21 protein-coding genes are annotated in these 22,767 nt (G+C 74.7%); 12 read left to right on the top strand and 9 right to left on the bottom strand.

From position 1 onward, the window contains the following. Positions 1-31: 31 nt before the first annotated feature. The 3 genes from ACZ4V6_RS23605 to ACZ4V6_RS23595 form a co-directional block, all read right to left on the bottom strand. Positions 32-3,157, bottom strand: coding sequence for a sacsin N-terminal ATP-binding-like domain-containing protein (locus ACZ4V6_RS23605; RefSeq protein ID WP_467830648.1), 3,126 nt, complete (start codon positions 3,155-3,157; stop codon positions 32-34). Between the two features lie 165 nt (positions 3,158-3,322). Continuing rightward, positions 3,323-3,538, bottom strand: a complete 216-nt coding sequence (locus ACZ4V6_RS23600) for a DUF397 domain-containing protein (RefSeq protein WP_467830645.1) — start codon at positions 3,536-3,538, stop codon at positions 3,323-3,325. Next, positions 3,535-4,413, bottom strand: a complete 879-nt coding sequence (locus tag ACZ4V6_RS23595) for a helix-turn-helix domain-containing protein (protein WP_467830642.1) — start codon at positions 4,411-4,413, stop codon at positions 3,535-3,537. The genes ACZ4V6_RS23600 and ACZ4V6_RS23595 overlap by 4 nt, the downstream gene beginning before the upstream one ends. A 158-nt stretch (positions 4,414-4,571) precedes the next feature. Between ACZ4V6_RS23595 and ACZ4V6_RS23590 the strand changes: the two genes are divergently transcribed. The 3 genes from ACZ4V6_RS23590 to ACZ4V6_RS23580 all read left to right on the top strand — a co-directional run bounded on the left by ACZ4V6_RS23590 (position 4,572) and on the right by ACZ4V6_RS23580 (position 7,043). Further along, on the top strand, positions 4,572-5,003 hold the full coding sequence (locus ACZ4V6_RS23590) for an ATP-binding protein (RefSeq protein ID WP_467830639.1): 432 nt from the start codon (positions 4,572-4,574) through the stop codon (positions 5,001-5,003). Between the two features lie 242 nt (positions 5,004-5,245). Beyond that, positions 5,246-6,130, top strand: a complete 885-nt coding sequence (locus ACZ4V6_RS23585; RefSeq protein WP_467830637.1) for a helix-turn-helix domain-containing protein — start codon at positions 5,246-5,248, stop codon at positions 6,128-6,130. A 16-nt stretch (positions 6,131-6,146) separates the two neighbouring features. Further along, on the top strand, positions 6,147-7,043 hold the full coding sequence (locus tag ACZ4V6_RS23580; RefSeq protein WP_467830635.1) for an RpnC/YadD family protein: 897 nt from the start codon (positions 6,147-6,149) through the stop codon (positions 7,041-7,043). A gap of 49 nt (positions 7,044-7,092) precedes the next feature. On the opposite strand, the gene ACZ4V6_RS23575 is transcribed toward ACZ4V6_RS23580, so the two are convergent. Further along, positions 7,093-8,019: a DUF3027 domain-containing protein gene (locus tag ACZ4V6_RS23575; protein WP_467830633.1), complete on the bottom strand. Its 927-nt coding sequence runs from the start codon at positions 8,017-8,019 to the stop codon at positions 7,093-7,095. A gap of 435 nt (positions 8,020-8,454) precedes the next feature. Here ACZ4V6_RS23575 and ACZ4V6_RS23570 point away from each other — a divergent pair, with 435 nt between their 5' ends. From ACZ4V6_RS23570 to ACZ4V6_RS23555, 4 genes are read left to right on the top strand one after another with little or no spacing between them, the layout of a single operon-like run. After that, positions 8,455-9,843 (top strand): MFS transporter, encoded by a 1,389-nt coding sequence (locus ACZ4V6_RS23570; protein ID WP_467830630.1) that lies wholly within the window; start codon positions 8,455-8,457, stop codon positions 9,841-9,843. Between the two features lie 59 nt (positions 9,844-9,902). Beyond that, a complete protein-coding gene (locus ACZ4V6_RS23565; protein WP_467830627.1) occupies positions 9,903-10,415 on the top strand; it encodes a DUF2771 domain-containing protein in 513 nt (170 codons plus the stop codon). A 23-nt stretch (positions 10,416-10,438) separates the two neighbouring features. Then, positions 10,439-11,134, top strand: a complete 696-nt coding sequence (locus ACZ4V6_RS23560; RefSeq protein ID WP_467830928.1) for a futalosine hydrolase — start codon at positions 10,439-10,441, stop codon at positions 11,132-11,134. Further along, on the top strand, positions 11,124-11,972 hold the full coding sequence (locus ACZ4V6_RS23555) for a 1,4-dihydroxy-6-naphthoate synthase (protein ID WP_467830625.1): 849 nt from the start codon (positions 11,124-11,126) through the stop codon (positions 11,970-11,972). The genes ACZ4V6_RS23560 and ACZ4V6_RS23555 overlap by 11 nt, the downstream gene beginning before the upstream one ends. A gap of 10 nt (positions 11,973-11,982) precedes the next feature. Here ACZ4V6_RS23555 and ACZ4V6_RS23550 read toward each other — a convergent pair whose 3' ends face one another. Continuing rightward, on the bottom strand, positions 11,983-12,366 hold the full coding sequence (locus tag ACZ4V6_RS23550; RefSeq protein WP_385458302.1) for a cold-shock protein: 384 nt from the start codon (positions 12,364-12,366) through the stop codon (positions 11,983-11,985). 150 nt (positions 12,367-12,516) lie between these two features. Between ACZ4V6_RS23550 and ACZ4V6_RS23545 the strand changes: the two genes are divergently transcribed. Continuing rightward, positions 12,517-12,783 carry a hypothetical protein gene (locus ACZ4V6_RS23545; protein ID WP_403525177.1) on the top strand — a complete coding sequence of 89 codons (267 nt, stop codon included), beginning with the start codon at positions 12,517-12,519 and terminating at the stop codon, positions 12,781-12,783. Here ACZ4V6_RS23545 and ACZ4V6_RS23540 read toward each other — a convergent pair. Further along, a complete protein-coding gene (locus ACZ4V6_RS23540) occupies positions 12,744-13,406 on the bottom strand; it encodes an HAD family hydrolase (RefSeq protein WP_467830622.1) in 663 nt (220 codons plus the stop codon). The genes ACZ4V6_RS23545 and ACZ4V6_RS23540 overlap by 40 nt on opposite strands. A 340-nt stretch (positions 13,407-13,746) precedes the next feature. Further along, on the bottom strand, positions 13,747-14,763 hold the full coding sequence (locus ACZ4V6_RS23535; protein ID WP_467830620.1) for a hypothetical protein: 1,017 nt from the start codon (positions 14,761-14,763) through the stop codon (positions 13,747-13,749). Between the two features lie 145 nt (positions 14,764-14,908). Here ACZ4V6_RS23535 and ACZ4V6_RS23530 point away from each other — a divergent pair, with 145 nt between their 5' ends. The 3 genes from ACZ4V6_RS23530 to ACZ4V6_RS23520 all read left to right on the top strand — a co-directional run bounded on the left by ACZ4V6_RS23530 (position 14,909) and on the right by ACZ4V6_RS23520 (position 19,710). Next, positions 14,909-17,491: a helicase-associated domain-containing protein gene (locus tag ACZ4V6_RS23530; RefSeq protein WP_467830617.1), complete on the top strand. Its 2,583-nt coding sequence runs from the start codon at positions 14,909-14,911 to the stop codon at positions 17,489-17,491. A gap of 278 nt (positions 17,492-17,769) precedes the next feature. After that, positions 17,770-17,982, top strand: a complete 213-nt coding sequence (locus tag ACZ4V6_RS23525) for a hypothetical protein (protein ID WP_467830614.1) — start codon at positions 17,770-17,772, stop codon at positions 17,980-17,982. An 84-nt stretch (positions 17,983-18,066) separates the two neighbouring features. After that, the gene (locus ACZ4V6_RS23520; RefSeq protein ID WP_467830611.1) at positions 18,067-19,710 is read left to right on the top strand and encodes a DNA repair helicase XPB; all 1,644 of its coding nucleotides are present in this window, start codon (positions 18,067-18,069) and stop codon (positions 19,708-19,710) included. A gap of 28 nt (positions 19,711-19,738) precedes the next feature. Here the strand turns inward: ACZ4V6_RS23520 and ACZ4V6_RS23515 are convergent, their stop codons facing one another. Then, a complete protein-coding gene (locus ACZ4V6_RS23515) occupies positions 19,739-20,122 on the bottom strand; it encodes a hypothetical protein (RefSeq protein WP_467830609.1) in 384 nt (127 codons plus the stop codon). A gap of 97 nt (positions 20,123-20,219) precedes the next feature. After that, positions 20,220-20,405 (bottom strand): hypothetical protein, encoded by a 186-nt coding sequence (locus tag ACZ4V6_RS23510; protein WP_467830606.1) that lies wholly within the window; start codon positions 20,403-20,405, stop codon positions 20,220-20,222. 276 nt (positions 20,406-20,681) lie between these two features. On the opposite strand from ACZ4V6_RS23510, the gene ACZ4V6_RS23505 reads away from it, so the two are divergent. Further along, positions 20,682-22,727: a HelD family protein gene (locus ACZ4V6_RS23505; protein ID WP_467830603.1), complete on the top strand. Its 2,046-nt coding sequence runs from the start codon at positions 20,682-20,684 to the stop codon at positions 22,725-22,727. Positions 22,728-22,767: the final 40 nt, after the last annotated feature.

Below are 22,767 nucleotides of genomic sequence, written 5' to 3'. Positions count from 1 at the left end.
GGAAGCGGCGGTCCACGGACCCGAGGGCCCCTCAGTCGAACCAGCGGTCCCGGGCCAGCTCCTCCGTGCGGGTCGGGTCCTCCAGGAGGGCCGCCACCTCGAACCGCCGCGGCCACTGCCCCGCCGCCCAGGCGAGGCCCGCGGCGACGCCCTCCAGGGTCGCGGCGTGCAGCACGCCGTCGGGCGTGAGCCGCCAGTCGATCTCCACGCCGTCGACCACGAGCTCCTCGTGCTCCACGTACGACGCCGGGGTCCGCGCGCCGAGCAGCACCCGCACCGGCTCCGGCACGTCGTGCCCGGTGCCCTCGGAGTGCACCTCGCCGGTGACGGACTCGCTCAGCCGCCGCACCTGGAACAACTCCGCCAGCTCGGCGGCCAGCGCCGGCCGCACCGGCAGCAGCGGGACACCCGACGTGAAGGGCAGCAGGTCGGGCGAGTCGACCACGACGGCGTCGGAGGCGTCCACCACCTCGACGCGGCCGTCGCGCACGGCACGCAGGTCGTCCGGCAGGGTGACCTGATCCGGGTCCAGCTCGGCCAGCGCCCCGTACAGGGCGTGCAGCTGGGCGGCCGTGACCGGGCGGTCGGGGTCGGCGAGGCGGTCCAGCAGCTCGGCCGCGCCGCCGGGCTCGGCGAGGAGCGCGGCGAGCGACGTGCGCACGCCGAGCGCCCGCAGCACCTGCTCGTCCTCGAAGCCGGTCGCGTCCGCCTCGTCGTACAGGCCCCGCAGCAGCGGGTCGCTCCCGGCCGCGCGCAGACCGGCCGGGCGCCGCCCGCCGAGCACCGGGTGCCCGCGCAGCCACCACGCGGTGTACGGCCGTACGACCTCGTGGGTGCCGTCGTGCAGCAGGACGCGCACCGGCTCGACCAGGGCGTCCCGCAGGGGCGGCCGCGACAGCAGGGCGAGGGCGCGCGGCCACTGGTCGTCGTCCACCAGGTCCAGGTCGCGCACGGCGACGATCTCGGTGGCGACCGGGGGGACGGGGCTGTCCGGGAAGCGGTCGAGGACGTCCTCGCTCCACACGTCCACGGCGTCCAGCAGGCCCGCGTCGTCGGGCTCGGCGTAGTCGCCCTCGCGGGGCTCCAGTTCGTCCGGGTCCAGGACGACGTCGGTGGCGCGGACGAGGCCGAAGGTGACGAGGACGCCGCAGGCGGCGAGCGGCTCCGGCCCCCACTTCCCGGCCAGCTCCGCGTCCACGGCGGCGAGTTCGCCCTCGCGCATGACCTGGGCGAAGGGGCCGCCGGGGAAGACGAGTTCACCGGCCGGGGAGAGTTCGCCGTCCTCGTCGGGCAGCGCGAGCGCGCCGAGCCACGGCTCGTCGCCGGGGTCGAGCCCGGCGTCGCGGACCAGGCCGAGCACCGTGTCGGCCAGCTCCTCGGCGTCGAGGGTGTCCTCCTCCCAGTTCACCCCGCCCTCGTCGTCCAGGGAGGCGGCGACGGCGGCCCGCACCTGCGGGGTGGTGAGCACGGCGCGCGGGGTGGCCGGGAGGGCGCCGAGCTTCTCCAGGAGCGGGTGGGCGGCGTCCTGGTGGGCGACCTTGAGACCGAGGCGGGTGAGGACCTCGGGGTCGAGGGAGGCGGCGTCCGGGGAGGGCAGCAGCACCTGCCGGGGGCCGATGGTGGTCCGCCCGTCGGCCAGGGGCACCGGCAGCCCCGACAGCCGCTCCGGGTCGACCCCGGCGAGGCTGTCGTAGAGCCGCCACCACCACGCGGGGTCCTTCTCCAGCCCGGCCAGCCGGTCGATCGCGTCGGCCAGCGGCACCCGGGCCACATCCAGCGTGCGCAGCTCCGGCCGGCGCTCCAGACCGCCGGGCAGCAGGGTGGGCAGCACCTCGGCGAGCACGCGCACCGTCTCCGCGCCCGCCCCCTCGACCACCTCGGCGTCGCGGGGGCGCAGGGTCTCGGGCAGGTCGTCGGCGTCGTCGCCGCGCGGCTCGGCGGCGGGCGGCAGGAAGGCGGTGCGCGGCAGCCGGTCGAGGATCGCCCGGCGCAGCGCGCCGTCCAGGCCGCCCTTGCCCAGCGGACCGGGCACGAGGCCGATGATCCCGGCGGAGACCGGGCGCCAGTCGGCGAGGAGGGCGGCGTAGGCGTCCGCCGCGCGCTGCGTCAGGAAGTCGGTCAGCGGTCCCGGCGCGGCGTGCCGGCGGGTCGAGTCCAGCGGGAAGGACGCGATGAGCAGGGCGGGGACGCCGAGCGGCTCGTCGCTGGGGGTGGGTGCGTGCACGACGGGGCTGGTGCGGGGTCGGCCGGGTCCGCCGTCGGCGTCCACGGGGACGGCCCACGTCACGGACCAGTGCGGACGCAGGCGTTCCTCCACCGGCCGGTCGGCGAGCAGGTCGGGCGTGAGCGGGCCGTGCGCGGCGGCGGTGCGCCAGCGGGTGGTGCCCTCCCGCGAGTCCTCCACGACCGTGAGGGCCCCGTCGGTGCGGCGGCGCAGCGTGCGTACGTCGTCCCCGGTCTCGACCACGACCTCCTCGAGGCCGGGCAGGGCGAGCAGCAGCGCGTCGTCGACGGCGTGCAGGAGCCGTTCGGCGAGGTCGGCGGCGGCGGCGTCCCGCAGCGGCAGGATGACGGCCGTGTCGTACGGGTCGGGGGCGCTGCCCTCGGCGGGGAACGGCAGCCGCAGCAGCGGCACGTGTCCGTCGCGCCGCCGGATCTCGTCCCCGAGGCCGGGGCTGTGCCGCGCGGTGTCGGCGGCCAGTCCCCGCGCCTCGGCCAGGGACCAGCGCACGCCGCCGTGCCGGCCGACGACGGCGGGTTCGTCGGTGACGGCGAGGACGGCGGCGAAGCCGACCCCGAACCGGCCGACCGCGCCCTCGCCGCCCTCGCGCTTGGCGGAGGCGCGCAGCGTGGACAGCGACTCGGCGCCGGCCGCGTCCAGCGGGGCGCCGGTGTTGGCGGCGACGAGGACGCCGTCGCGCAGGGTCAGCCGGAGCCGTCCGGGCACGCCCGCGCGGGCGGCGGCGTCGGCGGCGTTCTGGGCGAGTTCGACGACCAGCCGGTCGCGGTAGCCGCCGAGGACGAGGTCCTCCTCGGCGTTGGCGTCCTCACGGAACCGGGCGGGGCTCGTCGCCCAGGCGTCCAGCACCCCGCGCCGCAGACGTGCCGTGGCGAAAGGGTCCGCCCCCTCGTCGGCGGGCCGCTCGAACATGCTCACGGTCATCTCTCCTCATCGGCCCTGATCTGCGTGGAGTCGAAGGTACCGCTCCCCCCGGCACGGAAACGCACGGCACCGGGTTCCACACGGCACACGTCCCACTCGCGTCCGGATACGCCCCGGTACCGGGGGAGCCAGAGGACCTCGCCGGGCCGGGTCGCGCGATCAGGCCCCGGGCACGTGCGGGACGAAGGCCGCCCACGCGTCCGGGGCGAAGGCGAGGCGGGGGCCGTCGGCCGGGGGGTTCTTGGAGTCACGGACGTGGACGGTGCCGGGGGTGAGGGCGAGTTCGACGCAGGAGTTGCCGTCGTTGCCACCGCTGTAGCTGCTCTTGAACCACTTCAGCTCGGAAACGTCCCCGGCAGTGGTCTTGCGGATCATGTTTCTCCCAGCAGTTGTTCGATGAAGGCCAGCGACTCGCGTGGAGAGAGAGCCTGCGCTCGGATCGTGCCATACCGCAGTTCGAGGATGCGCAGATGCCTGGGATCCGAGGTCGGCCTTCCGTTGAACGCCCCGTCGGAGCGGCCCACCGCCGTACCGTCGGCGAACTTCAGCAGCTCGATCCTTCCGTCCAGCCCTGAATGGGTGTCACAGCTCGTCGGCATCACCTGAAGCACGACGTTGTGCAATCGCCCCACCTCCGACAAACGCTCGAGTTGCCGGTGCCAGGCCGCCTTCCCTCCGATGGGGCGACGCAGGACTCCCTCTTCCAGGACGAAGCTGAGCGCCGGTCCCGGATCGCGGTCGAAGACGGACTGCCGAGCCAGCCTCGCGGCGACCATGCGTTCCACGTCGTCCGGCGAGTACGGCGGCTGTGCCGCCCCGATCACCGCCCGCGCGTGCTCCGGCGTCTGCAGGAGCCCGGCGATGATGTTGCACTCGTACAGGCCGATCTCGACCGCCTTGGCCTCCAGCTTGCCCAGTTCCCGCACCTTCTTCGGGTACCGGACCTTCTTCACGTCCTCCCACGTCGCCGCGATGAGCCCGCCCGCGTCCAGGACCTCGTCGGCCCTGTCCAGGTACTCCTGCCGGGGGATCCGCTTGCCGCCCTCGACCTTGTAGACGAGGTCCTCCCCGTACCCCACCGCCGCCGCGAACTCGGCGGCCCGCATCCCCGCCGCCTCCCGGCGGAGCCTCAACTGCCGTCCCACGGTGGCGATGACGGCGACGCCCCACTCGTCGTCCGGGTCCACCTCCCACCCCGGCCCGCCGGCCTCGTCCCCGAGCCGCCCCGTCCCCGCCTCGACCACCGTCATCCCGCGCCCTTCCGTCGTACCGGTTGCGTTGCTCCCGGCGCCCTACCCGCACGCCCGTCTCCGACAGCCCCGACAGCACCGGACAAGCTCCGGACAGTCACCGTACGTACCCGCTGAGTCACTTCTCACGGTACGCACACACCACCACGCTGAGTGACGTGAATCAGGAAACCGCCGAACTCACCGCGTCCTTCCGCAACTTCAGTGTGCAGCTCTCCCCCACGCCACGCGGCGCCCGCCTGGCCCGCCTGCTGGCGACCGAGCAACTGCGTTCCTGGGGACTGCCGCTGGACCCGGCCCGCCTGGTGGTCGCCGAACTGGCCAACAACGCGAGCGCCCACGGACGCGTTCCCGGCCGCGACTTCCGGCTCACGCTCTACGTCGTCGGCGACACCCTGCGCATCGAGGTCACGGACACCCGGGGCGAACGGCTTCCCGAGTCTCGGACACCCGCGCCCGACGCGGAATCGGGCCGCGGCCTGCTGCTCGTGGAAGCGCTGGCCCACCGCTGGGGAGTGACCGAGGGCCGCTTCCCGCGCAAGACCGTGTGGGCCGAACTGCGCCGTACGCCACCGGAACCCAGGTTTTGAAGCTCCGGTGATGTCGGTGCCCTACCAAGACAAGAACTCGGGGAAAAGCACCCCACCGAGCCCCACCTTTCCGCCCGAGGCCGGCGATCACCCGGGCGGGTGAACATCACCGGCTCAGCTGGATTTCCGGGTCCCCAACTCCCCTACTCTCAGCGCAAGCACGCCCGAAAAGACTTCGGCCCCCGCCGGGACTGGCATCCCGGTGCGAGGGCCTACCACCAAGGAAGAGGAACACCTTCCCGATGGGTACCCAAAACCCTAGCGCGCCCCCGCGCGCCCAGTCAGCCCCCGCCGCCGATCCGACCCGTACGCGTCACCACGGCGGCGGCGTCGTCCACGACAACACCCGCCACACCACCCGCTTCGTGGTGATCGGCAACCACCTGGTCCAGCACAAGGAGCTGTCACTGCTGGCGATCGGCCTCGGCTGTCACCTCCAGTCACTGCCCACCGGGGCCGGCGCCGACATCAAGTCGCTCGCCGCCCGCTTCCCCGAAGGCCCCACCCGCATCGCCGCCGCCCTGCGCGAGCTGGAGACCCATGGCTACCTGCGCCGCGAACGCGTCCGCACCCCCACCGGCCGCATCGTCACCCGCACCGTCTCCTGCAACCAGCCCCGGCACCGGCGCGAGGCCGACGGCACCGGGTGCCCGCGGCAACCGGCCCGACCGGCGACGGAGCACACGACCCGGCGCGTCCCGCGCCCCCGCAAGTCCCTCCCCGCCGTCCCGCAGCCGAGCCGCGAGTCCCCGGCCCTCCTCCACGCGGCCGTGGACCTCCTCGCCGGCCTGCGCCGCCACGACCCCCGCCTGCTGCTCTCCACGACCGACACCGCCCACCTGGCCCCCGGCGTCGCCGCCTGGCTGGAACGCGACGTCGCCCCCACCGCCGTACGCCACACCCTGACCACCGGACTGCCCGACGAACCCCTGCACCGCCCGGCCGCCCTCCTGGCCCACCGCCTCACGGCCCAGCTGCCACCCCCGCCCCCGTTCCGCGCACCGGCCACCCCGTCACCGCCCCGCCACAAGATGCGCACCTGCGACGGCTGCGACCGGGCCTTCCGCGCCCCCGAGACCGAAACCCGCTGCCGCGACTGCCGGACCACAGCCGTCGCCCCCTCCTGAACCAGCAAGGACGCCCATGGTCAGTTCGTCCCACGAGGCGATGCACCGCATCTTCCAGGACTATCCGGGACTCTTCTCCCGCGTGTCCGAAGCACTCAGCATCCCGTTTCCCCGAGCCACCGCAGTCAGCGTGCTGCCCAACGACGTCACCGAGACAAAGCCTGTCGACCGCCGGATCGACACCCTGCTGCGGATCGACACAGAGAAACACGGGCCCTTTCTCCTTGCGGTCGAAGCGCAGAAGAAGAAGGACCCGGAGAAACCGGCCAGCTGGAGTTACTACCTCGCGTACCTGCGCAACAAGTACCGACTGCCACCGCTGCTGCTCGTGGTCTGCCAGGACCACGCCACGGCCGAGTGGGCGACCCGGCCGGAGCCCATCGGTTTCTGTTCATGGCCCTCTCTGACCGTACGGCCGATCGTCGCCGGACCCCACAACATGCCGGTGATCACCGACCCCGAAGAGGCGCGTACCGACCTGGCCCTGGCCGCCTTGTCGGTTATCACGCACGCGGCGAATCCGGATATCGGTGCCATACTGAAAGCCCTCTCCACCGCGCTGCGGGACGTTCCCGAAGCCGTAGCAACCCCCCTCGTCGAATTCACCGCTCAAGGCCTGGGAAACCGCCCGGCCCGATATCTTTGGAGGAACCTGGTGGCCGTGGACCTGTCGTTCTACAAGTCCTACCTCTCCGAAGAGATCCGCGACGAAGGCCGCGCACAGGGCCGGGCCCAGGGCCGGGCCGAGGGCCGGGCCGAGGATGTCCTGCTCGTCCTGGAACAGCGCGGCCTCGGCGTCCCCGACGACGTCCGCACGCGCGTCAGGGAATGCGGCGACCCCGAGCTCCTTCGCCACTGGCTCATCCGCGCCGTCACCGCGCCGACAGCCGAAGCGATCTTCGAAGAGGGCTGACCGCGTCGCGGGGGCCCGGCCCCGGAGCCGGACCCCCGCTCACCGACCGCTACGAATGCCCGAGGTCCGCCGACGCCTCGTCCTCGGACACCGGCACCGAGCCGGAGTCCGGCGCCGGCCGCAGCGGGAACGGGTCGATCCGCGTCTCGTCGATCACCGGCGGCGCCGGCTGCGGGGTCTTCGGCATGACCGCGGCCTCGGAGTGGCCGCCGCAGCCGTAGGCCAGGGACACGACCCGGCCGTCCGCCGGGGAGAACTCGTTGGCGCACACCCCGAAGGCCTGGCCGAGCGAGCCGCCGATGCGGGCGAGGAAGCCACAGGAGGCGCAGGAGGCGGGCGCGGCCTGGGCCATCGCCGTCTTGGGCCCGAAGGCCTCCTCCCACCGGTCGGCGGCGGTGCGCAGGCCGTAGCGGGAGAGCACCCGCGCACGGCGCAGGCCCAGCTCCTCGGCGACCGCGGCGATCGTGCCGCGGGCCGGGGTGGTCGACAGCTCGGCGGGGGGCCCGGCCGTGACCTCGGCGTCCTCGGCCTCGACCAGGTCGGCCATCTCGTGGGAGACGGCGGAGTTCGGCGGCGGCTCGTCCTCGCCGGTCCAGCCCGGCTCCAGCCGCAGGTCCTCCGCGTCGGTGGGCAGCAGGTCGCCGGGCCCCATGTCGCCGGGGCGCAGCCGCTCGCTCCACGGCACCCACTCGGGGGCGAGGAGGGCGTCCGGGCCGGGCAGCAGCACCGCCTCGTCCACGGTCACGATCTTGGCGCGGGAGGCGCGGGCCACGGTGACGGCCCAGCGCCAGCCGCGGTAGCCGAGCTCCTTGGCGGCGAAGTAGTGCGTGACGACCCGGTCGCCCTCCGACACCAGCCCCTCGTGCTCGCCGACGACGCCGGGGGCGGCGGCCTCCTCGGCTGCGGCGCGGGCGAGGTCGACGGCCTCGGCGCACAGACGGTCAGGGGTGCGGCTTCGCGTTGTCGCTGCGCTCACAGGTATCGCTTCTCTCCATACGCCGTCTCACGAGTGCGCCGCTGCCTGCGAGGGGCGGACGGAGCGGACCTGTGGACCGCGTCGACGTCCGCGCCCGATCGCGCTCGGGCACACCTACGTCATCCATTCTGCGGTATGGCCGTAAGGCGCGCGGCCGAGAACGTTCGCCACGGCGCGCTAGGCACGCTACCTGCTCATGTGCGCTGGGCCTACACCGACGGGAGTTTCGGCGGGGGCGGGATCCCGCTCCGGCGTGGCCCCGCCCCCGTCCGCGCCCGGACGAAACCGGTGCCGGACACCGTGCCGGACCCGGCGCGGACACCCGGCGCGGCCACCCGCGCCGGCCCTCCGCCCCGGCGCGCCGCACCCGACCCGATCGGTGTCATCCGCGCCGCAACGGCGCTACAGCCCGGACTCTCGGGGCACTATGACGGGGTGGCAGCCGCACGGACGGAGTTCAAGACCGGGAGCCGGGGACGTGGTCCCGGCTGGTTCCGCGCGGTCGGCCGTGCCCTGCGCCTGCCGGTGACGGGGGCCGCGCGCGGCATCCGCCGGGCGACCCACGCGCACGGCGCCGGCGAGTCCGGCCTCGGCAAGCTGATCGAACTGCACGGGGTGAACGGCGCCGGTGACGTCATGATCACCGTCGCCCTCGCCTCCACCGTCTTCTTCTCCGTGCCGACGGACGAGGCGCGGGGCCGGGTCGCGCTCTACCTCGCCATCACCATGGCCCCGTTCACGCTCCTCGCCCCGGTCATCGGCCCGATCCTGGACCGCGTCCCGCACGGCCGGCGCGCGGCCATGGCGACGGCGATGGGGGCCCGCGCGCTGCTCGCGCTGGTGCTGTCCGGGGCGGTGGTCACCGGCAGCATCGAGATGTACCCGGCGGCGCTCGGCGTGCTGGTCGCCTCCAAGGCGTACGGCGTGGTCAGAAGCGCGGTGGTGCCCCGGCTGCTGCCGCCCCGGTTCTCCCTGGTGAAGGCCAACTCCCGGGTGACCCTGTGCGGGCTGCTCGCCACCGGCGTGGCCGCGCCGATCGCGGCGGGGCTCCAGCACCTGGGGCCGCGCTGGCCGCTGTACGGCGCGTTCGTGATCTTCGTCGCGGGGACCGTGCTGTCGTTCACGCTGCCGCGGACGGTGGACTCGGCGCGGGGCGAGGACCGGGCGCTGCTCGCCGCGGACGAGCGGCACCTGCACGGAGTGCGCCGCAGGCCCGGCAAGCGGCCCGGGCTGCGCACGGTGGGCCCGGCGGTCACCCACGCGCTGGCCGCCAACGCCGCCATCCGCTGCCTGACCGGCTTCCTGATCTTCTTCCTGGCGTTCCTGCTGCGCGTCCATCCGATGACGGGCCAGAGCGCGGCCGTGTCGCTCGGGATCGTGGGCGTCGCGGCCGGCGCCGGCAACGCGCTGGGCACGGCGGTCGGCGCGTGGCTGCGGTCGCGGGCCCCGGAGATCATCATCGTGACGGTCGTGGCGATCGTGCTGGGCGCGGCGCTCACGGCGGCGGTGTTCTTCGGGGCGGTGCTCGTGGCGTGTCTGGCCGCGGTGGCCGGTTTCGCGCAGGCGCTGGCCAAGCTGTCCCTGGACGCGCTGATCCAGCGGGACGTGCCGGAGGCGGTCCGCACCTCGGCGTTCGCCCGCTCGGAGACGCTGCTCCAGGTGGCCTGGGTGTTCGGCGGGGCGGTGGGGATCGCGCTGCCGCTGAACGGCACGCTGGGCCTGTCGGTGGCCGCCGCGATCGTCGCCGCCGGATGGCTGACCACCGTACGGGGGCTGGTCGATTCGGCCCGGCACGGAGGCACCGCGCGGGCGAGGGTGGCGTGACCACGCCACGCCGTACCCAGGTGGGGGGACCGCCGGAGGCGCAATATAGCCTTCGGTCCATGACCACGTTGCCCCGCGGCGCAGCCGCCATCGGACACCGCGTTGTGCGACGCCGCCGTGCCGTCGCCGCCGCCGGTGCCGTATCCGCCGGACTGCTCCTGCTGTCCGCCTGTGACGAGCCGACCGCCATGTCCACGATCACGGTCGGCAGTGACTCGGTCAGTTCCGAGGCCACCTGCGGAGGGGAGGGCAAGGCCCTCTCCGACGACGCGATCACCAAGTGCCTGAAGGACCCGGACGTCAAGTCCATCAGCGTCGGCCAGGACGAGACCGTCCGCTTCGGCGTCGACCCGGAGATCGCCGACGACCACTGGACGATCCTGATGAACGGGCAGCAGCTGGTCGAGGACAGCAAGAAGACCTACCGCACCATCCCGGGCAGCGTCTTCTTCAACGCCCAGTACGGCGCCCAGGGCGACTCGACGAACGTCGCCATCGCGGCCCGGGACGGCAAGGACGGCAGCCAGAAGGTCACCGGCGTGTGGGTCTTCAAGCTGAAGAAGGACGACTGACCACGTCCTCCGTACGCGTCCTCGTGGCCACCGCGGTCCCCGTCGAACGGGACGCGGTGGCCCGGGCGTTGCCGGGTCCGGTGACACAGACGCCCCGGCCCGGGGTGGTCCTCCACCGGTTCCCGGACGGGCCGGACCTGCTGGCGGCCGGTGTCGGCCCCGCCCTCGCCGCCGCCTCCACCGCCGCCGCCCTGACCGCCGCCGCCCTCGACGGCGCCCCGTACGGCCTGGTCGTCTCGGCCGGCATCGCCGGCGGTTTCGCGCCCGGCGCGCCGGTCGGCTCCCTCGTCGTCGCCGACGAGATCACCGCCGCCGACCTGGGCGCCGAGACCGCCGACGGCTTCCTGCCGGTGACCGACCTCGGCTTCGGCACCGTCACCCACCGCCCGCCCGCCGGGCTGGTGCGCGCCGTCGCCGCCGCGACCGGGGCCCGCCCCGGCACCGTCCTGACCGGATCCACCGTCACCGGGACCGCCGAACGCGCCGCGCTGCTGCGCGCCCGCCACCCCCGCGCCCTCGCCGAGGCCATGGAGGGCTTCGGCGTCGCCGAGGCCGCCGCCGCGCACGGGGTGCCCGTGCTGGAACTGCGCGCGGTCTCCAACCCGGTCGGCCCGCGGGACCGCGCCGCGTGGCGCATCGGCGACGCCCTCACGGCCCTGGGCGACGCCTTCGGGAAGCTCACCCCCCTCCTCACGAGTTGGAACCCCCATGAGCGCTGAGACCCTGCAGATCGCGTACTCGCCCTGCCCGAACGACACCTTCGTCTTCGACGCCCTGGCCCACGGCCGTGTTCCCGGCGCCCCCGTCCTCGACGTGACGTTCGCCGACATCGACATCACCAACGGCATGGCCGAACGCGGCGAGTTCGACGTGCTGAAGGTGTCCTACGCCGTACTGCCGTACGTCCTCGGCGAGTACGCCCTGCTGCCCTGCGGCGGCGCGCTGGGCCGGGGCTGCGGGCCGCTGGTGCTGGCCCGGGAGGCGGGGGCCGACCTCGCCGGGCGCACGGTGGCGGTGCCGAGCGAGACGTCGACGGCGTACCTGCTGTTCCGGCTGTGGGCGGCGGACACGGTCCCCGGCGGCGTCGGCGAGATCGTCGTCATGCCGTTCCACGAGATTATGCCGGCCGTGCGGGACGGGAAGGTCGACGCGGGACTCGTGATCCACGAGGCGCGCTTCACGTACCAGGACTACGGGCTGCACAAGCTCGCCGACATGGGCGAGCACTGGGAGGCGACCACCGGGCTGCCCATCCCGCTCGGCGCGATCATCGCCAAGCGGTCGCTGGGCGCCGAGACGCTGACGCGGCTCGCCGACTCCGTCCGCGCGTCGGTGCGCGCGGCGTGGGAGGACCCCGGGGCGTCCCGCCCGTACGTGATGGAGCACGCCCAGGAGATGGACCCGGCCGTCGCCGACCAGCACATCGGGCTGTACGTCAACGAGTTCACGGCCGATCTCGGCGAGGACGGCTACGCGGCGATCCGGGGACTGCTGACCCGCGCGGCGGCCGAGGGACTGGTGCCGGCCCTCGGCCCGGACGCGCTGGCGTTCCCCTAGGGTCCCGGGGTCAGACGTCCAGCTGGTCGGCGACCGCGCGGAGCAGGCCGGCGATCTTCTTGCCGGAGGCCTTCTCGGGGTAACGGCCCTTCTCCAGCATCGGCGTGATGTTCTCGAGGAGGGTCGTCAGGTCCTGCACGATGGACGCCAGTTCGTCCGGCTTCCTGCGCTGCGCGGCGGCGACCGACGGGGCCGGCTCCAGAAGGGTCAGGGACAGGGCCTGGTCGCCGCGCTGGCCGGCGACGACGCCGAACTCCACGCGCTGCCCCGGCTTCAGTGCCTCGACTCCGGCGGGGAGGACCGAGGAATGGACGAAGACGTCACCGCCGTCGTCACGGGAGAGAAAGCCGAAGCCCTTCTCACTGTTGAACCACTTGACCTTGCCGGTAGGCACGTCTGTCCTCGTCCTCGTACTCGTCGGAAAACTGCTCTTGATAGCACTCGGGCGGGTCGTCTGACCCGCCGGTACCCAGGCTAATGGTCTTCGGGCCGGTGACAAGACGTCTCCCGGTCGTTCCTTCGGGCAGGGAACTACCCTGGTCGGGTGCGTGACGAAACCCGAACGAATTCCGCCGAGCCCGGCGACCGGCTGATCCGCGCCGGTGCGATCGTCTTCTTCATCGGCGCCGTGGCCACACTGGTCACGGTGGCCCCGCTGTTCCTGGGGACGACGCCCTTTCCCACCTACATGTTCGGTCTGAGCATGCTCATGGGAGTGGGTTTCCTGGTCTCCGGGGCGGGGGTGCTCCGGTCGATCGCCGCGGGACGGCGTCAGGCGCGCGCCGTGTCGAGCCCGTCGGCGTCGCGGTAGCCCTCGCGGTAGTCCGCGAGCCATCCCGGGAACTCCGTGAGGTCGGCGAGGACGACGTCGGCGCCCGCCGCGCGCAGTTCCCCGGCGTCGCACGGCCCGCTGGCCACGGCGACGGACAGGGCGCCCGCGGCGCGCGCGCCGCGGACGTCGCCGAGGTGGTCGCCGACGTACACGTCCGCGCCGTGCTCGCGCAGCGCCACGGCCTTCTGCTCCGCCCACAGGTCGCCGATCACCGCGTCCGGCTCGATGCCGAGGTGCTCCAGGTGCAGCTTGGCGTTGGGCTCGTACTTGGCGGTGACGACGACCGCCCGTCCGCCGGCCGCCCGCACCGCCTCGACCGCCTCCCGGGCGCCGGGCAGCGCGTACGTGGCGGCGACGGCGTACGCCGGGTACATCTCGCGGTACAGGTCGGCGACGGCCGGGATCTCCTCGGCCGGGAACCAGTGCGCCAGCTCCTCCGTCAACGGCGGCCCGAGCCGCGTCACGGCCAGGTCGGCGTCCACGTACGTCCCGGTCCGCTCGGTGAGCGCCAGGTAGCAGGCGCGGATGCCGGGGCGGGAGTCGATCAGCGTCATGTCGAGATCGAAGCCGACGGTGGGGGCGGGGCGGGTGGTGGAGGCCATGGCCTCCATTGTGCCCGGCGCCGGGAGGGCCAAAGGAGCCGGTCCGTGCGCCGCCGGGCCCGACGCCGGTCAGACACGGGGCCCGACGCCGGTCAGGCGCGAGGCCCGACGCCGGTCAGGCGCGAGGCCCGACGCCGGTCAGGCCCGGGGCCCGACGCCGGTCAGGCCCGAGGCCCGGCTCCGGTCAGGCGCGAGGCCCGCGGGAACGCCGGAGGAGCCGGTCCGTGCGCCGCCGGGCCCGACGCCGGTCAGACACGGGGCCCGACGCCGGTCAGGCACGAGGCCCGACGCCGGTCAGGCACGAGGCCCGACGCCGGTCAGGCACGAGGCCCGACGCCGGTCAGGCACGGGGTCCGCGGGAACGCCGGAGGAGGTACAGGGCCGTGGCGACGGCCGCGCAGCGCAGGACCCAGGGCCAGGTCTCGGCGACGGCGTCGTTCATGTGCCCCTCGGCGACCGGGTCGCCCCAGCGGCCCTCCGTGCGGCCCCAGAGCCAGACGACACCGGCCGCCGCGACGGTGCCCGGCAGGCCCAGTACCGCCCACTTCGTCTGGGCCGGGGTCAGACGGCGGGAGAGGTAGACGATCAGCCAGCCCAGGCCCAGCGGGACGAGGCTGCCGAGTACCGCGCCGACGAGCAGCAGGGCGGCGGCGAGCACCAGGAGGGGGTTGTTCCAGCCGCCCTCGGGCCACAGGCGCGGGCGGCGGCGCGGGGGTCTCGCGGCGGCCGGGTCCGCCGTCCGCGCCGCCTCGGCCTCCACCGGCGCCCTGCGGCCGGTGGGGGCCTCGCCGTCCTTCTCGTCCGGCTTCCTCGGCGGGGGCTTGAGCAGGTCCGGGATCTCCACGCCGCCGACGAACCCCGGCACGCTGTCGCCGCCGCCGAAGGGCCCGTCGTCCACCCGCCACCAGTCCGGCTGTGCGGCGCCGGTCCCCAGCTCCCGCGCGCTCGCCAGGTGCGGCGGGGAGGCGGCCGGCTCGGTCGGGGGCGCGGCCGGGCGCGGGCGCGGTACGGCGCGCCGCAGGCCCTTGCGTCTCTCCCGGCTCTCCGGCTCCCCGTCCCGCTGCACGGGCACGGCGGCGGACGGCTCCCGGACCGACCCGCCCGCCCCTCCCGGGCCGCCCGGACCGCCGGTGCCGCCCGCCGCGTCGACGACGTCGTCGGGGCTGCCGATCCGGTCCAGGATGCGGCGGACGGCGGCCGGACTGTCGACGGTCGTCCTCGCGCGGTGCCGGTCGATCTCGTTGCGCAGCTCGGAGACCAGCCGCATGCGCGTGGCCGACGGCAGTTGCCGTTGCTGGGCCACGTCGCCGACGCGGCTCAGGTACTCGTAGACGACCTGGTCGCTCTCGATCCCCACGGACAACCCCTCCGGGGCGGATGAGTGGTGACACCCCGTCGGACGACGGTACCGAATGTTCCCGCGTCCGGCGGACGCCCCGCGCACCGGACCGCACCGCGCACGCGTCGCTCCGCCGTCGTACCCACCCGCTAACGTTGGCCGGATGAGCACCGAGGAGAAGTCCGCGGCCCCCCGGTCCCTCGCGGAAGCGCTCCGCGCGAGGGACGACGTCTCCCTGGCCGCCCTCCTGCGCAGCCGTCCCGACCTCATCACTCCGGTGCCCACGGACCTCACCCAGCTCGCCACCCGGGCCGGCACCCGCGCCTCGGTGGTGCGGGCCCTGGAGCGGCTGGACCGGTTCACGCTGCAGACGGCGGAGGCGCTGGCCGTGGCGGCGGACCCGGCGGCCTACGGCGAGCTGCTCGGCCTCATGGTCGGCGACGACGGTGATCCGGCCGTCGCCGGTGCCCTCCCGCGGGCCGTCGCCCTCCTGCGCGAACAGGCCCTGGTGTGGGGCGGCGACGACCGGCTGCGCCTGGTGCGCACGGCCCGCGAGCTGCTGGCGCCCTCCCCGCAGCACCCGTCCCCGACGGGGCTGGGGCCCACCGTGCGGGAGGCCGCGGCGGGGATGTCGCCGGGCCGCGTCCAGGAGATCCTGACCACCCTCGGCCTGCCCTCGACCCACGACTCGGTCACCGCCCTGGCCGAGCTCGCCGACCTGTTCACCGACCGGGAACGGATGTCGGCCCTGCTGGCCGAGCTGCCGGCGGACTCCCTCGAGGTGCTGGACCGCCTGGTCTGGGGCCCGCCCTACGGCCAGGTCACCCACGACCCGGCGCCCCATCTGCGCCGGCTGCTGGACCGCGGCCTGCTGCTGCCGACCGCGCCCGGCACGGTCGTCCTGCCCCGCGAGGCCGCCCTGCACCTGCGGGCCGGCCGGGCGCACCGGGCGCCCGAGCCGGTGCCGCCGCCGGTGGAGGCCGCCGCCGCGCACGCTCCGCGGGTCGTGGACGCCACCGCGGCCGGTCAGGCCCTCACGGCGCTGGCGACCGTCGAGGAGCTGCTGAAGGACTGGCACGAGGGCGGCCCGGCGGTGCTGCGGGCCGGCGGGCTGAGCGTGCGCGACCTGAAGCGGACGGCCGTCGCGCTGGACGTGCCCGAGCCGGTCGCCGCGTTCTGGGCCGAGCTGGCCTACGCGGCCGGGCTGCTGGCCTCCGACGGGGAGGCCGACGAGCGGTACGCGGCGACCCCGGCGTACGACGAGTGGCGCGAGCTGCCCGCCGCCGAGCGCTGGGCGCGGCTCGCCGAGGCGTGGCTGACGGCCACCCGGACGCCGGGGCTGGTCGGCGGGCGGGACGCCAAGGACCGCACGCTCTCGGCGCTCGGCCCGAACCTGGACCGGTCGGCCGCGCCCGAGGTGCGGCACCGGGTGCTGGCCCTGCTGGCCGGACTGCCGGAGGGGACCGCGCCGACCGAGGAGTCGGTGCTGGCCAGGCTGCGCTGGGAGCGTCCGCTGCGCGGACCGCGGCGGGACGGACGGGACGGCGGGGACGGTCAGGAGGGGGACCTGCGCACCCGGCTCGCCCGCTGGACGCTGTCCGAGGCGGAGCTGCTGGGCGTCACCGGGCGCGGTGCGCTGGCGGCGCCGGGGCGGGCGCTGATCGGGGCGCCCGAGCCACTCCGTCCGGCACAGACGCCCGAGGAGTCCGGGGGGCCGGGCGCCAGGCTCCCCGTCCACCACCGCGCGCCCGCCGCGCTCCCGTCGCCGAGCGCCGCCGAACGGGCCGCCGCCACCGCGGCCGCCGCCCGGCTGCTCGCGCCCCTGCTGCCCGACCCGCTGGACCACGTGCTGCTGCAGGCCGACCTGACGGCGGTGGCGCCGGGGCCGCTGGAGCGTCCGCTCGCGGACCTGCTGGGGGTGCTCGCGGACGTGGAGTCGAGGGGCGGGGCGACCGTCTACCGGTTCACGCCGGGCTCGGTGCGCCGCGCGCTGGACGCCGGCCGGACCGCCGCCGACCTGCACGCCTTCCTGGCCCGGCACTCCCGTACGCCGGTGCCGCAGCCGCTCACGTACCTGATCGACGACGTGGCCCGCCGGCACGGGCGGCTGCGGGTCGGGGCCGCCTCGGCGTACGTGCGGTGCGACGACGACGCGACGCTGGACGAGATCCTCGCCGACAAGCGGGCCGCCGGCCTGGGCCTGCGCCGTCTCGCGCCGACCGTGCTGGCCGCCCAGGCCGATCCGGCGGCGCTGCTGGAGGGGCTGCGCGCGATGGGGTTCGCGCCGGCCGCCGAGTCCGCCGGGGGCGACGTGCTGGTCGCCCGCGCCGACGCCCACCGCACGCCGCCGCGGGCGGCGCCGGAACCGGTCCCGGACGGGCCTCCGGTGCCCGACGACACGCTGCTGGCGGCCGCGATCCGCGCCGTGCGGGCCGGTGACCTGGCCTCCACGGCCCCGCGCAAGCCGGGCCCGGGCGCCGACGGGGGCGCACCGGCCGCGGGCGGCGAGCTGCCCCGCACGAGCGCGGCCGAGACCCTGGCCACCGTGCAGGCGGCCGTGCTGACCGGCGAGGCCCTGTGGATCGGTTACGTGAACGCCGAGGGCGCGGCCAGCCAGCGCGTCATCGCCCCGGTCCGGGTCGAGGGCGGTTTCGTCACGGCGTACGACCACACGGCGGACGAGGTGCGCACGTATCCGCTGCACCGGATCACGGGCGTGGCGGAGCTCGCCGACGACGCGACCTGAGGTTTCCGTCCCCGGCCCCGCGCACCGGGCCCCCTCCCCGTGCGCTCTTTCGAGCGTACGGGCCGGTTCATGCACGCCACGCCGGGCTTTTCCCACCTGCGAGGGAGCTTTCGCCGCGTTCCGCATCGGCCCGTCGGGGGGTGGGCAGCCACCGGGTGTCCCAGCGCCGCACCGAAAGGACGCCGTCGCCGCCGGGCCGGTCCCGGTCCTCTCCCCGGGGCCCGCCCCGCCGCTCCCGGTCCCCTCTCCCCCGCACGTGCCGAAAGGCCGGACAGCCCATGTGTTCCCAGTACTCCGGACTTCCCGAGTCCGCCCGCTCCGTCGTCGCCGTCTCCATCGCCGCCCTGATCACCGCGGCCGCCCTGTTCGGCTCGCTCGTCCCCGGGGCCGGCACGCTGCCGATCCCGCCACCGGTGGCGGGCGTCGAGCCGCCGGCCGCCGAGGGGATCACCGTGGAGGGACCGCCGGCCGGCGGCCTCGCCCCGCGGTAGCCGGTCGCTTCGCGCCGCGATCGGGCACACTGGACGATCGGCCGCGCCGTCGTCCGGCCGTAAGCACGCGAAGGGGTGCCGCCCGTGAATGGTCCGCTCATCGTCCAGTCCGACAAGACCCTGCTGCTGGAGGTCGACCACGAGCAGGCCGACGAATGCCGCCGTGCCATCGCGCCCTTCGCCGAACTGGAGCGGGCCCCGGAGCACATCCACACCTACCGGCTGACCCCGCTCGGCCTGTGGAACGCGCGGGCGGCGGGACACGACGCCGAGCAGGTCGTGGACGCGCTCGTGCAGTACAGCCGCTACCCGGTGCCGCACGCGCTGCTCGTCGACATCGCCGAGACGATGGACCGCTACGGCCGTCTCACCCTCTCCAAGCACCCGGCGCACGGACTGGTCCTGACGACCACCGACCGGCCGGTGCTGGAGGAGGTCCTGAAGTCGAAGCGGATCACCCCGCTGGTCGGTGCCCGCATCGACGCCGACACGGTGGCCGTGCACCCCTCCGAGCGGGGGCAGATCAAGCAGACGCTGCTGAAGCTGGGCTGGCCCGCCGAGGACCTCGCCGGGTACGTCGACGGCGAGGCGCACCCGATCGAGCTGGCCGAGGACGGGTGGGCGCTGCGCCCGTACCAGAAGCAGGCCGTGGAGAACTTCTGGCACGGCGGCAGCGGTGTCGTCGTCCTGCCGTGCGGCGCGGGCAAGACGCTGGTCGGCGCCGGGGCGATGGCGCAGGCCAGGTCCACGACGCTGATCCTCGTCACCAACACCGTCTCGGCCCGGCAGTGGAAGCACGAGCTGGTGAAGCGGACGTCGCTGACCGAGGAGGAGATCGGCGAGTACAGCGGGACGAGGAAGGAGATCCGGCCCGTCACCATCGCCACGTACCAGGTGCTGACGACGCGCCGCAAGGGCGTCTACCCGCACCTGGAGCTGTTCGACTCCCGGGACTGGGGCCTGATCGTCTACGACGAGGTGCACCTGCTGCCGGCACCGGTCTTCAAGTTCACCGCCGACCTCCAGGCGCGCCGCCGCCTCGGTCTCACCGCGACCCTCGTCCGCGAGGACGGCCGCGAGTCCGACGTGTTCTCCCTCATCGGCCCCAAGCGCTTCGACGCGCCGTGGAAGGAGATCGAGGCGCAGGGCTACATCGCGCCCGCCGACTGCGTCGAGGTCCGGGTCAACCTCACCGACTCCGAACGGCTCGCGTACGCCACCGCCGAGACGGAGGAGAAGTACCGTTTCTGCGCGACGACCGCGACCAAGCGGAAGGTGACGGAGGCGATCGTGCGCCGCTTCGCCGGGCAGCAGATCCTCGTCATCGGCCAGTACATCGACCAGCTCGACGAGCTGGGCGAGCACCTGGGGGCGCCGGTCATCAAGGGCGAGACGACCAACGCCCAGCGGGAGAAGCTCTTCGAGTCCTTCCGGCAGGGCGAGATCAGCGTCCTCGTGGTGTCGAAGGTCGCGAACTTCTCCATCGACCTGCCGGAGGCGACGGTCGCGATCCAGGTGTCCGGCACCTTCGGTTCGCGGCAGGAGGAGGCCCAGCGCCTGGGCCGGGTGCTGCGCCCCAAGGCCGACGGCCACCAGGCGCACTTCTACTCGGTCGTCGCCCGGGACACGCTCGACCAGGACTTCGCCGCCCACCGCCAGCGCTTCCTGGCGGAACAGGGCTACGCCTACCGGATCATGGACGCGGACGAGCTGCTGACGGAGAGCTGAGCGCCCCGGCCGGGGGGGCCGGCCCGGTCTACGGCTCGGGCAGGGTGAGGACCAGCAGCAGGACGAAGAGCGGCGGCAGCAGCGAGACGAGCGCCAGGCACAGGCGCGGGGCGGCCCAGCGGCGGGTCCACGGGACCGCCCAGGCGGCGACCCAGGCGCCGAAGGTGAGGAAGCCGCCGAAGGACAGGGTCCCGTAGATCAGCGACAGGGAGGTCGTCAGGGCCTGCGAGCAGTCGTCCGGGCCGCAGCTGTCGGTCGCCATGGCCGACAGCCCGCCCAGGAACAGCGCCGCCGGGACCAGGAGGACCAGGAGTCCGGTCGCGACGGCGGGGGCGATCCAGGCGTGGCGGTCCCGGTCGGCCCGCCGTGCCGGGCCCGCCGGCTGCCGCGCCGCGAAGTGCTGTGTGGTCATGCGGCCAGTGAAGCCGCGCGTCCGGCGCCCGCGCACCGGCGGACGTACTCAGCCGCCGCGGGCCGGTGTACTCAGACCGCCCGCGCGCCTACGGACGTCACCGGCGGCGGACGCCGGCCTCCTCGCCGTACTCGCCGAGGACGACCACGTCGAAGGCGGCGCCCGCGAACACCCTGACGGCGCGCAGGGCGTCACCGAGCCGGTGCCGGTGGCTGCCGGCCACGGGCGTGGCACCGGGCGGGCGGCGCGGTGCCGGGACGGGGGAGATGGTTGCTGCGCTCATGCCTCCATGGTGCGATTCCGGACACACGACCGTCATCGGTCTCCGGACCGACCCCGCGCGCCGCCCGCTACGACCGTGGAGGGAGCGCGTCCCCCGGTGCGGAGGACGTGATCCCCTAGGGGGCGGAGAAAACCGTTGGCCCGCGCCGTACCCCTTCCCCTAGAATCTCCGCTCTTGCCCGCCTCCCCCCATGGAGTGCCGCCGTCCGGACGGAAACCGGTCGGCCCACCGCGCAGCCCGCGCCCACCGAACCGCAGGTCATCCGGAGGCACCCCCTTGTCCACGCCCGTCCACGACGACCCCCTGTCCCGCGAGCGCGCCCACCTCGCCGCGTCCCGTGCCGCGCTGCGGGCCATGCGGGAGGACGTCGAGTCCCTCGACATCACCGACGTCACCGCGAACTGGGTCAACGCCGCCGTCCTGGAGAACCAGATCGAGGAGCGCATCAAGGCGCTGGCCGACCTCAGCGACACCCCGCTGTTCTTCGGCCGCCTCGACTACCTGCACGCTCCGGGGGCGGAGCAGGCCGAGGGGGCGGACGGGGAACGCTTCTACATCGGGCGCCGGCACGTGCACGACGCGGACGGCGACCCGATGGTGATCGACTGGCGTGCGCCGGTGTCGCAGCCGTTCTACCGGGCGTCGAAGAAGGACCCGCTGGACGTCGGGCTGCGCCGCCGTTTCGGGTACACCGGCGGGGACCTCACGGCCTACGAGGACGAGCACCTGTCCGACCCGGCCGAGGCGGCGGCCACCAGCAAGCTGCTCCAGCAGGAGATCGAGCGGCCCCGCGTCGGTCCGATGCGCGACATCGTGGCGACGATCCAGCCCGAGCAGGACGAGATCGTGCGCGCGGGGCTCGCCGGGTCGGTCTGCGTGCAGGGCGGCCCCGGCACCGGCAAGACCGCCGTCGGCCTGCACCGGGTCGCCTACCTCCTGTACGCCCACCGCGAGCGGCTCGCCCGCACCGGCACCCTCGTCATCGGACCGAACAAGTCCTTCCTGCACTACATCGAGCAGGTGCTGCCCGCGCTCGGCGAACTGACGGTCCGGCAGGCCACCGTCGACGACCTGGTCGCGCACGTCGAGGTGCGCGGCGCGGACGACGCCGCGGCGGCGGTGATCAAGGGCGACGCGCGGATGGCGGAGGTGCTGCGCAGGGCCCTGTACTCGCACGTCACGACGCCCACCGAGGGGATCGTGGTCGTGCGCGGCTCGCGCCGCTGGCGGGTGGCGGCGTACGAGCTGGAGGAGATCGTCCGCGAGCTGCTCGCCCGCGACATCCGCTACGGCGCCGCCCGCGAGGCCCTTCCGCAGCGGATCGCGCACGCGGTGCTGGTGCAGATGGAGCGGGCGGGCGAGGCGCCGGACGACCGGGTGCAGAACGCGGTGGCGCGCAACGCCGCGGTGAAGGCGGCGGTGAAGGCGATCTGGCCGCAGGTGGATCCGGCCAGGCTCGTCCTCCGTCTCCTCACGGACGCGGACTTCCTCGCCGAGCACGCCGAGGGCGTTCTCACCGAGGACGAGCGGAAGGCGATCCTGTGGGTGAGGCCGGCCCGCTCGGTGAAGTCCGCCAGGTGGGCGCCCGCCGACGCCGTGCTGATCGACGAGGCGACCGACCTGATCGAGCGCACGCACTCCCTGGGACACGTGGTCCTCGACGAGGCGCAGGACCTCTCCCCCATGCAGTACCGCGCGGTGGGCCGGCGCTGCACCACCGGCTCGGCGACCGTCCTCGGCGACCTGGCGCAGGGCACCACGCCCTGGGCGACGCGGAGCTGGGAGGAGGCGCTGGCCCACCTGGGCAAGGGCGATGCCGTGATCGAGGAGCTGACGGCCGGTTTCCGCGTGCCGACGGACGTCATCACGTACGCCTCCCGGCTGCTGCCGCACATCGCGCCCGGTCTGACGCCGGTGGCGTCGATCCGCGAGAACCCGGGCTTCTTCGAGATCCGCACGGCCGCGGACGGTACGGCCGACGTGGTGGCGGCGTGCCGCGAGCTGCTGACCCGGGAGGGCTCGGTCGGTCTGATCGCCGCCGACGCGCGGGTGCCGGAGCTGGCGAGGTCCCTCGGGGCCGCGGGGATCGGCTTCGTCGGCCCGGGCGAGGAGACGACGCGGGCCACCCGCCTCACCCTGGTCCCGGCCTCACTGGCCAAGGGCCTGGAGTACGACTACGTGGTCCTGGACGAGCCGCAGGCCGTGGTCGACGGCGAGCCCGACGAACGAACGGGCCTGCGCCGCCTGTACGTCTGCCTGACCCGAGCGGTCTCGGGCCTGCTGGTGACCCACGCGACGGCGCTGCCTCCCCAGCTGGCGTAGCCGCGGGCGGTCGTGCCGCGGGGGCGGCACGGGTGGGCGC

It is taken from the genome of Streptomyces sp. NPDC029152 (assembly GCF_055564355.1).
Note: the sequence above shows the minus strand (reverse complement) of the source record. Positions and strands in the feature narration are given on the sequence as shown.

What these genes read in the sequence shown, in the direction of transcription:
- ACZ4V6_RS23580 (WP_467830635.1), top strand. Translation starts at nt 6,147, where the DNA reads ATGGTCAGTTCGTCCCACGAGGCGATGCACCGCATCTTCCAGGACTAT.
- ACZ4V6_RS23585 (WP_467830637.1), top strand. Translation starts at nt 5,246, where the DNA reads ATGGGTACCCAAAACCCTAGCGCGCCCCCGCGCGCCCAGTCAGCCCCC.
- ACZ4V6_RS23530 (WP_467830617.1), top strand. Translation starts at nt 14,909, where the DNA reads ATGAGCACCGAGGAGAAGTCCGCGGCCCCCCGGTCCCTCGCGGAAGCG.
- ACZ4V6_RS23515 (WP_467830609.1), bottom strand. Translation starts at nt 20,122, where the DNA reads ATGACCACACAGCACTTCGCGGCGCGGCAGCCGGCGGGCCCGGCACGG.
- ACZ4V6_RS23510 (WP_467830606.1), bottom strand. Translation starts at nt 20,405, where the DNA reads ATGAGCGCAGCAACCATCTCCCCCGTCCCGGCACCGCGCCGCCCGCCC.
- ACZ4V6_RS23565 (WP_467830627.1), top strand. Translation starts at nt 9,903, where the DNA reads ATGACCACGTTGCCCCGCGGCGCAGCCGCCATCGGACACCGCGTTGTG.
- ACZ4V6_RS23525 (WP_467830614.1), top strand. Translation starts at nt 17,770, where the DNA reads ATGTGTTCCCAGTACTCCGGACTTCCCGAGTCCGCCCGCTCCGTCGTC.
- ACZ4V6_RS23555 (WP_467830625.1), top strand. Translation starts at nt 11,124, where the DNA reads ATGAGCGCTGAGACCCTGCAGATCGCGTACTCGCCCTGCCCGAACGAC.
- ACZ4V6_RS23600 (WP_467830645.1), bottom strand. Translation starts at nt 3,538, where the DNA reads ATGATCCGCAAGACCACTGCCGGGGACGTTTCCGAGCTGAAGTGGTTC.
- ACZ4V6_RS23595 (WP_467830642.1), bottom strand. Translation starts at nt 4,413, where the DNA reads ATGACGGTGGTCGAGGCGGGGACGGGGCGGCTCGGGGACGAGGCCGGC.
- ACZ4V6_RS23540 (WP_467830622.1), bottom strand. Translation starts at nt 13,406, where the DNA reads ATGGCCTCCACCACCCGCCCCGCCCCCACCGTCGGCTTCGATCTCGAC.